8 protein-coding genes are annotated in these 13,525 nt (G+C 62.4%); all 8 read right to left on the bottom strand.

The window, feature by feature from the left end:
• Positions 1-86 precede the first annotated feature (86 nt).
• The 8 genes from ilvC to hemG all read right to left on the bottom strand — a co-directional run bounded on the left by ilvC (position 87) and on the right by hemG (position 13,524).
• The gene (gene ilvC / locus JQS30_RS05755) at positions 87-1,079 is read right to left on the bottom strand and encodes a ketol-acid reductoisomerase (protein WP_213172416.1); all 993 of its coding nucleotides are present in this window, start codon (positions 1,077-1,079) and stop codon (positions 87-89) included.
• 117 nt (positions 1,080-1,196) lie between these two features.
• Positions 1,197-1,718: an acetolactate synthase small subunit gene (gene ilvN / locus JQS30_RS05750; protein ID WP_213172415.1), complete on the bottom strand. Its 522-nt coding sequence runs from the start codon at positions 1,716-1,718 to the stop codon at positions 1,197-1,199.
• Complete coding sequence (locus tag JQS30_RS05745) at positions 1,719-3,539, bottom strand: acetolactate synthase large subunit (protein ID WP_425498853.1); 1,821 nt, start codon at positions 3,537-3,539, stop codon at positions 1,719-1,721.
• Between the two features lie 693 nt (positions 3,540-4,232).
• Positions 4,233-6,899 carry an EAL domain-containing protein gene (locus JQS30_RS05740; RefSeq protein ID WP_213172413.1) on the bottom strand — a complete coding sequence of 889 codons (2,667 nt, stop codon included), beginning with the start codon at positions 6,897-6,899 and terminating at the stop codon, positions 4,233-4,235.
• Positions 6,900-7,277: 378 nt separating this feature from the next.
• Positions 7,278-8,924, bottom strand: coding sequence for a hypothetical protein (locus JQS30_RS05735; RefSeq protein ID WP_213172412.1), 1,647 nt, complete (start codon positions 8,922-8,924; stop codon positions 7,278-7,280).
• 221 nt (positions 8,925-9,145) lie between these two features.
• Entirely contained in the window at positions 9,146-10,990 is a 1,845-nt protein-coding gene (gene ilvD / locus JQS30_RS05730; protein ID WP_213172982.1) for a dihydroxy-acid dehydratase, read from the bottom strand.
• A gap of 302 nt (positions 10,991-11,292) precedes the next feature.
• Entirely contained in the window at positions 11,293-12,003 is a 711-nt protein-coding gene (gene hemQ / locus JQS30_RS05725; protein WP_213172411.1) for a hydrogen peroxide-dependent heme synthase, read from the bottom strand.
• A 114-nt stretch (positions 12,004-12,117) separates the two neighbouring features.
• Positions 12,118-13,524 (bottom strand): protoporphyrinogen oxidase, encoded by a 1,407-nt coding sequence (gene hemG / locus JQS30_RS05720; RefSeq protein ID WP_246498078.1) that lies wholly within the window; start codon positions 13,522-13,524, stop codon positions 12,118-12,120.
• Position 13,525 lies beyond the last annotated feature (1 nt).

The raw sequence follows: 13,525 nt of genomic DNA, 5'->3' as shown, positions 1-13,525 counted from the left end.
GGAGGTGGCACTGCCAGTGAGGTTGTTCAGTTAGGTGGACGTCTACCCAACGCGCCCAGCGTCGGGATCATCGGTGTCCCTAGTAGTTACTTCTTGACCCATGGCATCATCTGGCGCAGCTCGGCACCGACTTTTTCGATGCCATGTTCGCGCTGCTGGGCACGCAGCTTATTGAACTGTTCGTAGTTTTCCGCCTCGGCGACCCACTCTTTGGCGAAGCGGCCGTCTTGGATCTCGGCCAGAGCCTTCCGCATCTCTTCTCGCGATGCCTGCGAAATGACACGTGGGCCGCGGGTGACCCCGCCGTATTCGGCTGTGTCGGACACCGAGCTCCACATGTTGCCCAAGCCGCCTTCGTAGAGCATGTCGACGATGAGCTTGGTCTCGTGCAGACACTCGAAGTAAGCGGCCTCCGGGCTGTAGCCCGCCTCGACAAGCGTGTCGAAGCCGGCGCGGATGAGCTCGGTGATACCGCCGCAGAGGACGACCTGTTCGCCGAAGAGGTCGGTCTCGGTTTCCTCGGTGAAGGTGGTCTTGAGCACACCAGCCCGGGTGCCACCGATGGCTTTGGCATAGGCGAGCGCGGTCTCAAATGCCTGGCCCGAGGAGTCCTGTTCGACAGCCACTAGACAGGGGACGCCCTTGCCGTCGACGTACTGGCGACGCACAAGGTGGCCGGGGCTCTTCGGCGCGACCATCGACACGTCCACGTCGGAGGGAACACTGATGAGGCCGTAACGGATGTTGAACCCGTGGCCAAACATGAGCGTGTCGCCCGATTTCAGGTGCGGGGCGATGTCTTTCTCAAACAGTTTCGCCTGCGTGGTGTCAGGCGTGAGGACCATGATGACGTCGGCCCACTCGCATGCCTGGGCGGGCGTGGTGACAGTCAGGCCCTCGTCTTCGGCCTTGGCGCGGGACTTCGAGTTTTCCGGCAGGCCGACCCGCACCTCAATCCCGGAGTCGCGCAGGCTCAGGGCGTGTGCGTGTCCCTGGGAGCCGTAGCCGAGCACAGCGACCGACTTGTCACTGATGAGGGCTAGATCGGCGTCGGAATCGTAAAACACTTCGGCGGCCATTAATTGGTCCTCTCACATACTTGCTTAGCTGGTATTGATGGTGTGTCATCTGCGGTGGCGCACCGGAGGCCCCGGTTGGGGACTCCGCTGTAGCGACCCTGGCGGCCACATTTTGGCTTAGGACGCCGCCAGATTGTGGCGACTTAGCGAGGTCATCGACTTGCCGCCCCGCACGAGGCCGACCATGCCCGACTGCACCAATTCCTTGATGCCATAGGGCTCGACCACTTCCAGGAAGGCGTTGACCTTGCCGTCGGTACCCGTGATCTCGATGGTGACGGTGTCGGGCGTGACGTCGACGACTTTGGCGCGAAACAGTTTTGCTGTTTCCACCACCTCGGAGCGAATCGCGCTATCGGCGCGAACTTTCACGAGCAAGAGCTGACGAGTGACCGAGGTGTCGGTTTCCAGCTCGACGATCTTGAGCACATGGATGAGCTTGTTGAGTTGCTTGGTGACCTGCTCCAGGGGAGCTGAGGCCGCGTCGACCACGATGGTGATGCGCGAAACCCCCGGATGCTCGGTTTCACCGACGGCCAGTGAGTCAATGTTGAAACCACGGCGGCTGAACAACCCGGCGACGCGGGCGAGGACCCCCGGCTTGTTCTCGACCAGGACAGAGAGCGTGTGCTTGGACATTTAGCATTCCTCCTCGTCGGAGAAGTCGGGCCGCTGGCCCCTGGCGTAGAGAATGTCGTCGTTGGCAAGCCCTGCGGGCACCATCGGCCACACCATCGCGTCGGCTCCGACGGTGAAGTCGACGACCACAGGCTGGTCGTCGATGGCGCGGGCCTTGGCAATCGTGGCATCGACGTCGGCGGCGCTCTCACAGCGCAAACCGACACAGCCCAACGCTTCGGCCAGGCGCACGAAGTCGGGAACTCGAGGACCGTCAGTTCCATGCGTTCCCAGGTTGGTATTGGAATACCGCTGGTTGTAAAACAGCGTCTGCCACTGGCGCACCATACCGAGGTTGCCGTTGTTGATAACGGCGACCTTGATGGGGATTCCCTCGATAGCGCACGTGGCGAGCTCCTGGTTTGTCATTTGGAAGCAGCCGTCGCCATCGATGGCCCACACCTCACGGTCGGGTTGCCCCAGTTTGGCGCCCATGGCGGCGGGCACCGCATAGCCCATGGTGCCCAATCCGCCGGAGTTGAGGAAGGTGCCTGGCCGGTCGTACTTGATGAACTGCGCGGCCCACATTTGGTGCTGACCGACGCCCGTGGTGTAGATGGTGTCCGCAGAGGTCAGTTCACCGAGGCGTTCAATGACGAACTGCGGCAACAAAGGCGAACCGGGGTGGGAGTCATATCCCAGCGGATAGCGATCAGTCAGATCGCCCAGCATCGTCCACCAGGGAGCCAGCCGGCTGCGACTCAACTCGACCTCGGGCGCGGAGGCGGTACGCAAAGCCTCGCAAATGGCACCGATGGCGGCTTTACAGTCACCCACGATCGGCACATCGGCGTGGCGGTTCTTGCCGATCTCGGCCGGGTCGATGTCAACATGCACCACCTTCGCCTCGGGGGCGAAGGAATCCAGTTTCCCCGTCACGCGGTCATCGAAACGGGCCCCCAAAGCCACGATCAGGTCCGCCTTTTGCAGTGCCAAGACCGCTGGGACCGTACCGTGCATGCCGGGCATCCCCAAGTGCTGCGGGTGCGTATCCGGGAACGCCCCTCGCGCCATGAGCGTGGTGACCACAGGTGCTCCGGTCATCTCGGCAAGTGTGTGAAGTTGCTCCGTCGCCTCGCTCCTGAGCACTCCCCCACCGACATAGAGCACCGGGCGGCGAGCGGCACAAATGTGCTTGGCGGCCTCCCGGATTTGTTTCCCGTGCGGCTGCATTGTCGGCCGATAGCCCGGCAGCTGCATCGACGGAGGCCACGCGAACGTCGCGGTGGCGTTGAGGATGTCCTTGGGAATGTCGACCAGCACCGGGCCGGGCCGGCCAGTCGCGGCGATATGGAAGGCCTCCGCCAGAACTCGTGGCAGCTCATCAACGTCAGTGACCAGGTAGGAATGCTTGGTGACCGGCATCGTGATGCCGTGAATGTCAGCCTCTTGAAAGGCATCCGACCCGATCGCGTGCGAAGCGACCTGCCCCGTGATGGCGACCATGGGAACCGAGTCCATGTGCGCGTCGGCCAACGGGGTCACCAAGTTCGTGGCTCCAGGGCCCGAGGTGGCCATGCACACGCCGACTCGACCGGTGGCAGCGGCATATCCGGCGGCGGCGTGCCCGGCTCCCTGCTCGTGACGCACCAGCACGTGGCGCACCGAGGTCGAGTCCAGCAGCGGATCGTAAGCGGGAAGGATCGCCCCGCCCGGAATCCCAAACACCGCCTCTACCTCGAGGTTTTCCAGCGACTTCACCAGAATCTGGGCCCCGGATAGTTGGGGGCCGTTGGTCGATTCCGGTTGTTTGGCGGACGCGAGAGGCTCGACGAGCTTCACGTTGCGTCCCTCGCGCGGCGGCCTTGGTTTCGGTGCTGCAGTGCTCATGTATCCGTCCAGTCAGGATTCTGTGCTCGGATTTTCAATGTCGTTGCGTGCGTCGTGGTCAACGGTGATCTCAGTGGTTCACATTCCGGATTGGTGATCCAGAGCAAGGGCCCGGTTGTGGGCCGATCTCATAGGCCCACCTCCGTTGGGAACCGCGGGTGGGGTTCCGTGTCGATGGGCGTGCCCGATGTGGTGTGAATACCCGGCCGGGCGCGAGATGTGCGGTGAACCGTGTTCAATCGCCGTTGATTGAGTCGGTGATGGTGAACTCCGGCGGTTGCGAGTTCGGATTGTGTGCTTCTCGAGGCAGAAAAAACCGCCCGCGTGCTAGACGCACGGGGCGGGCGCACCGTCAAGTAAATGACGGTGCGCTAGGTAAGTACTACCTGCGGCCACCGTGTGGCGCTAATAATTCGCCCCGTAGCGGAGGCTACGGCGGCGGAGCTGAGGTAGTTCATCGTTTGCACGCCACAAGCATGCCTGATCCTGACCCGTGAGTCAAGTTTTCTCAAACTATGGGAGACCGCGTGTTGCCTGCCAAGATTTCAAACCCTGACTCGTCTCACGAAAAACCGTCCACTACTGGGAAACCACCCCACGGCAACCAGGATCAACCGCGCCAATGGACTCCAATGCCCCACGCCATCAAGCGGGGATCGTGCTCGGGCGCTGCTCCAACAACAGTCTTTGCAACTCCTCGGCTGGCATCGGACGGGCGAAATAGTAGCCCTGCACCATAGGGCACTTGGCCTTCTCCAACGTGCGAAGTTGTCGAACCGACTCCACACCCTCCCCAATGACCTCCATACCAAGCTGGCGCCCCAGCTGCACGGTGATCTCAGCTAGCGGAGCTGGCGCACCGCTGTCTTCGGAAATGATGTCGCGGTCGATCTTGAGAATGTCAATCGGCAGCCGATGCAACTGTCCCAAAGAGGAATATCCCGACCCGAAGTCATCCATCGCAATCCGTACGCCCGTGCCTCGCAAGGCCGACAGCTGGGCGATCAAGGTCTCCATGTGATTGGAGAAATCATGCTCAGTGACCTCGATGACCAGCCGAGAGGCAGGTACGCCCTGTTCGATCAGCGCTTGATTCACCGCAGTCGCAAACCGAGAGGTATGCAAATCCCGCACCGACACGTTGATCGAAATCCACGCGCTGTGCTGATCTGCCTTCCACTGCCCCAGTTGCGCCGAAACCTGTCGGACCGTCCAGATGGCCAACTCATGAGTGAATCCAGCCTCTGTGGCGGCGGGGATGAACTCTCCGGGCGAGATACGCCCCAGCTTGGAGTTCTCCCACCGCATGAGCGCCTCCGCCCCGACAATGCGTCGATCCGGCAGCGAATAGACCGGCTGAAACACCAGCGACAGCTCATCGCGTTCAATCGCGCCGCGAAGTTCCTGCGTGACCTCCATGCGACGGCGTACCCGTTCTTCAAAGGCGAAGTCGTAACTTTCAACTCGGTTCTTACCGGCTTGTTTGGCCGCGCGCAAAGCCAGGTCGGCATTGCGCATAAGGTCCTCGGGCGTCATACCCGGAGCCGAAGACGCCAGTCCGATACTTCCGGTGATGAACACGGTCGTCTCATCGGACAACTGCACTGGCCGACTGATCGCGTGCAGGACCTGTTCTGCCCATTCACGTGCCTCCCGATTGGTCATACGCAACAGGACCGCGAATTCATCGCCACCGACCCGGGCGACGACTGATGTCGGACGCACCCGCTCCTTGAGCTGAATAGCCACCTCATTGAGCAGCTCGTCTCCCATCGCGTGCCCCTGGGTGTCATTGACGTTCTTAAACCCGTCCAGATCCAGCGCTAGGAGCACCACCGGCTGCGTATGGTCGCCCACGACCGTGCCTTGCAGCGTTTGCAACAGCGAACGGCGATTGGCCAACCCCGTGAGGGAATCGGTATAGGCCAGGCGGGCCAACTCCGCTTCTAGGCTCCGGCGCACACTCACCTCGACCGTGCGCACGACCAGCCCCCGCACATGCGGATGAGCTCGCTGATCGGTGACGATGGATTCGGTATAGCGCCATTCGTCGTTGTCATCACGGATGCGCGCGTCGATCGCGACTCGACGTTCCCGGATCGACCCGTCCAGCAAACCCTGAAGCAGCGCGGCGGCTTGCGGCTGGTCCTCAGGGTGAAGCAGATCGGTGAACTGACGGCCTATCGCCGCGTCATTGGCCGTCAGGGACGTCCACGTGGAACCAGCGGCCGCCCAGGTGAGACGCAAATGATTGTCCAGCACCATCATGATGTCGGAGGAGGCTCCCACGATGGCGCGATAACGTGATTCGCGGTCAATGAGGATCGAAGCCCCACGCTGTACGTCGAAATATGTCAGCAGCAGGCGCGCCCCCAGCGCACAGATGCCAAGGAGCGCCAATAGCGCCGCGTCCAACGGAAGCGGACCCGTGGACGCGCCGTGATGGAAGAACGCCGTGGTGGCGATGGCGGCTCCGCTGGCCAACGCGAAATGGTGCAAGACAGTGCGACGGGCCCCGGCTCGCTGGGCGATCTGGGCGCGCGCCAACAACGCCACCCCGATCAGCGAAGTCGCGGCGATAATCCACACAACCATCCACCACAACGTGGCCACTGCGGAGGGGCCCCACTGCCACGCGGCAACTAGTCCGACACCGGTGGTATAGACAAAGACCTGTGCCAGGCAAAGCAGCAACAGGCGACCCCTCGAACGCGACAGGCGCAACGAGGTGGTGACACCAATGCCAAGCAGGACCGGCGCGAACATAGCCGGGAGTACCACGAGAAGGTCGATGCTGGCGATGTCAGTACGGCTTGCCTCGTACCAAGGGCGGATGACGATCAGCCACAGTCCGAAAAGCAGACACACACCCACGAAAAATCCGTCAAGTCCGCGTCGCAACTGGGCGCTGATATCAAGTGTGCGGTCAGGCAATCGCAACAGAGCCGCGACGAAGACGCAGGCGCTGGCGACCAGCGCGGCCGTGGCTACGCTGGCACCGTGGGAGGTCGGAAGCAAGATCGCGACCGCGACACCGGCCACGAAGGTCAAAAGGCCCGCGGCTGAGAGCTGGTAGGGGACGCGCCAACCGGGGCCCACATGGCCTGAGGAGAGCCAGGCGAGAGTTCCGGCGCAGGTGACACCGAGCGTACCCAGGCTCGCGGCTTCGGACGAGGTGAGAGTGCCGGTGAGGATGCCAGCCGCCGAATTGGCCGTGGCGCTGAGCACGAGCAACCACACGGAGGTGGCAGCCAGCCACGAGGCGGCAGCGTGGGGGCGCCGGCCTCGGCTGTTATGGGAAGACAACCTCATGAAGTTCCCAATCCGTGCGGAAGGTATTGGCACATCTCAGCATGCCGCAAGATCGTTTGTGCATACTGGTCAGGCTCACCGCCTCCCAGCTGGCAATCCGTAGCGTGTCACAAGACACTGTCAAAAATACGACAGAAAATCAATATTTCGGGTGCGCGAGCCCAATTAACCAGGGGCGCTCTTAGGGTATGCGGCTTCTACCACCGCAAATGGCGCGCCCCAGGGGGACGTGAGCCAGCCCCACTTTCTTTGAGTGGCAAGGGTTTACCATCTGCGCAGTGGATCTGAGCAGCTACAATCAGTTTCGCCACAAAGGACATAATCGACGAATCACGCCAAGACCGACGACGCGCATCCACTGTGCCCTCACTAGCCCCATTAGAGCGACCCACTCTCACCGCTGCGCATTGTGGACCCGGAAAGCACATTGCGCAATCGGCTCGCGCTGTGTTTAACCTGTTGTGACGCGCGTTCCTGGGCGCGCTCTTCATCGGCTAGGGCGATCTTCGTGGCCGCTATCTCCCTTTGTAGTTCCGCGAACATTTGCTCATAGGTCAAGCGCTCGTCCTCAGCGGTAGCGATCGCCTGGCGATGACGCCAAAAGGGGATCGCCAGGCCCAGCAACGACAACACTCCGAGCACTGCCTGGTCGCAGGTGAAGAAGAGGAAGGCCACGGCCAGGCAAACCGCGACGATGGCCGCTTGGCTAGAACTGGACGGAATCTCTGGCCGAGCCCAGCTGGCGATCCGTCGTTCCAGTTTCTCCAGCTCCACCGGATCTGCTCCATCGCTGCTGACCGTGACGCGCAGAGCACGATGCCGAAGTTCTCGGCTGAGCTTGGAGTTAGCCGCAGCGCCGTGGAAAATCGCATCCACAGTCTGCAACAGCCACGGAGCCGCCAAGCGCAGGGCGATGGCCCGCTGGGCCGGGGCAACACCGTCGGCCACAATGTCGTGCAAGAACAGATCCGGCAGTCCTCCGGCAGGCTGTTTCCAAGTGGGATCGTCGCCTCCGGCGGTGTACCCGGAGCGCAGGCTACGCAGTGCCTCCAAAAGCGGACGCTCGGCCGCGGAGGGTTCCTCAATGAGCTCTTGCAAGAAGTGCCGCCACTGTTCCAAGTCATCTGATTGCAGGCCCTCAGCGGGAGTTGGGATGGCCGGTACTTCTTTGAGGGAATCCTTGACGTGCTCGTACAAAGAGTCAATGGTCGCGCCGACGCCCTCAGCCCCAGTAGCCGACGTCGGCGCCAAAGCTCGGATGGCATCGGTCCACGTGCGCAGCTGCGCAGACGACAGCGTCGCAGGCTCGGCCTCAACCAGTTCGCGTAGTCGCGTCTGCAACTGTTGGTAGGCCGCGGCCCCAAAGTCACCACGGGCGCATTGTTTCCACAGTTGCCGCCAGCCATTGCTAACCACCTGGCGAGGCCCTGCCTCCTGCGAGATCCCCTCCTCGGTGGGCTCCCCATCGGATTCCAGTGCCGGATCGAGCGCGAGCAAGTGGGAGATCGCGGGAGGCTGAAGTAGCGGCTGTTCGAAACACACCCCGACGCTCAGGGCCAACAGCTCAGTCCGCAGCCGGTCACGTTCCCGGGCTCGATCAAGATTTTCCTGCATGTCTATGCCGGTGCCTTGGATAAGGTCGCGCATCGCCAAGGCGGCGGGAGGCATCCAATATCCGTCGACATCGTGGAACTCGGAGGAAACCGGATCGGTTTGGGCCGCCAGAGCCCGAAACGTTTTACGGGCATTGGTTCGCACCTGATATTCGTCGTACTCGGCCAGCTGAAACCGCAGCTCAATGATTTCGAGGACCTCATCGAAGCGCCCCTGCACTCCGCTGATTTCGTTGGTGATGCGCTCTTGCAACTGCCGATTGCTGCGAGAGGCCGCGCGGGCCATGCGATTGTGCCGCGACTGCGTTTGCTCGGCCAGGCTGTTGATGGCCCGATTCTGACGGGCGTCGCCCCACCCCCACCACAGGACACTCTCACTAATGTGGTTGGCGGAATCGCTGAGGTAGTTCACAGGCACTCACTTCGGCTCGCAGGGGTACTCGCCGTTCATTATGGCCCGGTGGGACAAAGCTCGCGCGAAGGCGTTTCGCATCCGGCTTGGCCACTGGCAGCGGAGTGACTCAAGCCGGATGCGTACAGCAGACTTATACAAAGTTGCGGGTTCGGGGCCACAAGGGCTGGTAAACGAACCGAGGCGGAGGCTACGAACTCCCATCGCACTAGCCGCATGGACTAGTCGACCTTCCGGTAGGCCCCATCCGAAGCCGCCGTGGTCATCGAGGCATAGGCACGCAAGGCCGCGCTGACTGGACGGTGACGATTCTGCGGAGTGTAGGGAGCGTCGCGTTTTTCCTGCTCAATACGGCGTCGCTGAAGTTCGGCCTCATCGACGCGCAACTCAATGCTCCGTCGTGGGATGTCCAGAGTGATCTCGTCACCGTCTTCAACCAAGGCGATGAGGCCACCACCGGCGGCCTCAGGCGAGACATGGCCAATCGAAAGTCCGGAGGTGCCGCCGGAGAATCGACCGTCGGTAATCAACGCGCAGTGTGGGCCGAGACCGCGTCCTTTCAAAAACGAGGTCGGGTGCAACATTTCCTGCATTCCAGGCCCACCCTTGGGCCCCTCATAGCGGATGACGACGACGTGGCCTTTGTGGACTTCCTTATTGAGGATGCCCGAGACGGCGTCCTCTTGCGATTCGAAGACTTTGGCTGGACCGGTGAAAGTCAAGCTGTCGTCAGGGACGCCCGCGGTCTTGACGACACACCCCTCCAGCGCCAGGTTTCCGAACAAGACAGCCAGACCACCATCGGCGGAGTAGGCGTGTTCGACCGAATGGATACAACCGTTTTCGGCGTCGGTGTCGAGCGTCTCCCACCGGTTCTCGGTTGAAAACGGCTCAGTCGTGCGCACCCCGCCGGGCGCGGCCGCAAACAGCGCGAGCGCTTCGGCACTAGGTTCTTGGGCTCGAATATCCCAGGTGTTGAGCCACTCATCGAGCGAGTCAGTATGGATGGACGAAACATTCTCGCGCAGCAGACCTGCCCGATACAGCTCCCCGAGGATGGCGGGGATGCCACCGGCACGATGCACATCCTCCATGTGGTAGTCGGGTGAATTCGGCGCGATCTTGGCCAGGCACGGAACCCGACGTGAAACCTCGTCAATATCGGAGACGCTAAAGTCGATCTCGGCCTCGCGCGCGGCCGCCAGCAGGTGCAAGACCGTATTTGTGGACCCCCCCATGGCCACATCGAGCGCCACGGCGTTATCGAAGGCATCGCGATTGGCGATATTGCGCGGCAGGACAGACTCATCGTCATTGTCGTAATAGCGACGACACAGGTCAACCACCGTCGTTCCAGCCCGGGTGAAGAGCGCCTTGCGCTTGGCGTGGGTGGCCAAGACCGAACCGTTGCCAGGCAACGCGAGGCCAATCGCCTCGGTCAGGCAGTTCATGGAGTTGGCTGTGAACATACCCGAACACGATCCGCAGGTCGGGCAAGCGGACCGTTCGATCTCATCGAGATTGTCATCGGAGACGCTGTCGTCAGCCGAGGCCACCATCGCATCGACCAAGTCGAGCTTACGTTTAACGACCCCATCGGCGGCGACTGTCTTGCCCGCTTCCATCGGGCCACCAGAGATGAACACAGTCGGGATATTGAGGCGCAAGGCAGCGTTGAGCATCCCGGGGGTGATCTTGTCGCAGTTGGAGATGCACACTAGCGCGTCAGCACAGTGCGCGTTGACCATGTATTCGACCGAGTCGGCGATGATCTCGCGGCTGGGCAGAGAGTAGAGCATGCCACTATGCCCCATCGCGATGCCATCGTCAACGGCGATGGTGTGGAATTCGCGAGCCACTCCCCCGGCCTGGCTGATGGCATCGGATACCAGTCCTCCGAGATCCTTGAGGTGGACGTGCCCGGGCACAAACTGGGTATATGAGTTGGCGATCGCGATGATCGGCTTACCGAAGTCGGAGTCGGTCATGCCGGTAGCGCGCCACAGGGCGCGGGCTCCGGCCATCGCTCGACCGTGAGTAGTAGTTCGTGAACGCAAAGCTGGCATACCCCAGTCTCTCACCTTCCAAATAGTGAGAACACTGGCCCATTCCTTAAGAGGCGTTAAGGTCGCAGGCAGTCTAGCCAGGTAGTCCATTCGGCGACGTTGCCGCTAACACGCCGACCGCGCCCACCCCGGTCCGGAGACGACACGAGCCAGGGGGCACCTGAGAATGGACCACCGCCGGCCAATTCCGCCCTAGCCTCGGCTGACCAATCACGTGGCCATTCGCCGCAGACCCTCACCGCTCCAAAAAGCAAGGGCTGGAGACGGCCACCGTGTGCGCACTCTCCAGCCCTAACAGACAATTAGGGGAGATCGCGAATGATCTTTTCGATACTGACCTTGCGACCTGTGAAGAACGGGACCTCCTCGCGCACATGACGGCGCGCCCGCGACGCCCGCAGCTCCCGCATGACGTCCACGATGCGATGCAACTCATCGGCCTCGAACGCCAGAATCCACTCATAGTCGCCCAGGGCGAAAGACGCCACCGTGTTGGCCCGCACGTCCGGGTAGTCACGCGCCATCTGACCATGTTCCCGCAGCATGTCGCGGCGTTCCTCGTCCGGAAGCAAGTACCACTCATAGGAGCGGACAAACGGGTAGACACAGATGTACTCGCGCGCCTCTTCCCCCGCTAGGAAGGCGGGAATGTGACTGCGGTTGAACTCTGCGGGGCGGTGCAGTGCCATGTTTGACCACACCGGAGCCAGATGCTGGCCCAGCAGAGACCGGCGGAATCCGGCATAAGCATCCTGTAGCTGGTCGGAGGTCTCCGCATGCCACCAGACCATGACATCAGCGTCCGCGCGCAGACCCGACACGTCATACACCCCGCGCACTGTGACGTCTTGCTCCTGGGCGTTCGCGAAGAACGTAGCGGCATCCGAGGCGATCTCGTCCCGGTCGGAGGGTAGACGCTCCTGCGAGGAGAACACCGACCACATCGTGTAACGAATGGTGTTGTTCAATTCCTTCAGGCGCGCGGCATTGGTCTGGCCGGATTTCTCTGACATGTCGCTCACTCTTTCTCCATGTGGGTGGTGGTCTCACACTTACTCAAACTTCTCAATGGGCCAACAGGCACCTTGGCCGCAGCTCGCGCTCTTGGCCAATCACCTGCACCGGATTCACAACACCTGGTCGGCCACGGAATCCGCGGCCGCCCTGCCTGAGGCAATGCAGGCGGCGATGCCGACACCATCGGCAGCGGCCCCCGCCAGCGCGATGCCACCCAGTTGGGCCAGTTCGGCCCGCGCCTGGCTCATGCGCAAGGAGTGTCCGGGCGTGTATTGCGGGAGCCCGCCCCCCCACCGATTGACTCTCCATTTAAGAGGTTCTGGTAGTTCGGTGCCGCCATCGGACCCCAAGCAAGCGCGAACTTCGCGCAACGCGAGGTTGGCCAGGTCGGCGTCGGGGCGTTGCAGCGAGCGCACGGCCCCGTATCGCCCTAGTGACACCCGCATGATCACTGGCGCATCCTCCGTGGTCAGATGTGGCCACTTGCGGGTGAAAAAGGTGGCGGCCTTGATCTCGTGACCGCTGCTGGCCGGGACCAAGAATCCCGAATGTGCGGGAAGCGTGGTGCCAGATGGGAACGCGAAAGTAGCCAAAGCCACCGACGCGTAGTCCACCTCTCTCAACGCGGCGACCGCAGTTGTCGCATGCCCCTCCAACAGTTGGGCCGCTGGTGTGGCTGGCACGGCCACCACGACCGCGTCGGCGGCGATCAGTGACGGGTAGGGAACCGGTCCACACACCGCATGCCAGCCGCCGCCAGGGCGGCCGCGCAGCTGACGCACCGTGGTGCGAAGACGCAAATCCGGTTTCGCGTGTTGGGCCGTAGCACGCACGAGGCGTCCCAGACCACCCTCGATGGTGGCCAGCGGGTTGGGACGCTTGGGTTGGTTCGGCTCTGGCGCTGGCAACATCGCGCAGACCGCGTCGGTCAGCCTCTGGTGGGTGCGAAGGTGCGTCGCCAGCTGCGGCATGACCGCGGCCACCGAAAGGCGGTCGAGGTCGCCCGCGTATATCCCGGCGAGGATGGGTTCGAGGAGCCGGTCACGCACCTCTATTCCCAGTTGCTGCGCTACCAAGTCTCCAATGGATCGGTCTTCCTCGGGCCCCAAGAGCGGACCGGAGGTGGGTCGTTCACGTTTGGCCTCGGCTAGGCCCTCGGTGCTGAGGTAGCTGGCGATGTCGTCGATGGTGCGCGGCAGACCCATAAAGGTGCCAGCGGGGAACGGCTTGAGTTCTCCATCCAACAGGAGCGCCGCCGGATACTCGCCCGGTCGGCGCAGCGCCTCACCAAGACCTACTTCTTCGGCCAGAGCGGCTGGCTCGGGCCTGGCTGCCAGTAGCGATTCGGCTCCAGCCTCGACGGTGAGCCCCGCGAAAGGCAGCGAGTGGATCTTGCCGCCGAGTCGGTCGGATGCCTCGGCTAGGACTATCTCGGCTCCGGGACCCAGCCGCTGTCGCAGCCGGTGGGCGGCGGTCAGACCGGCGATTCCACCACCAATGACGAGGACGCGCGCCATG

Source organism: Natronoglycomyces albus, from assembly GCF_016925535.1.
Classification (GTDB): Bacteria; Actinomycetota; Actinomycetes; order Mycobacteriales; family Micromonosporaceae; genus Natronoglycomyces; species Natronoglycomyces albus.
This window is presented reverse-complemented; position numbering and strand designations above follow the sequence as displayed.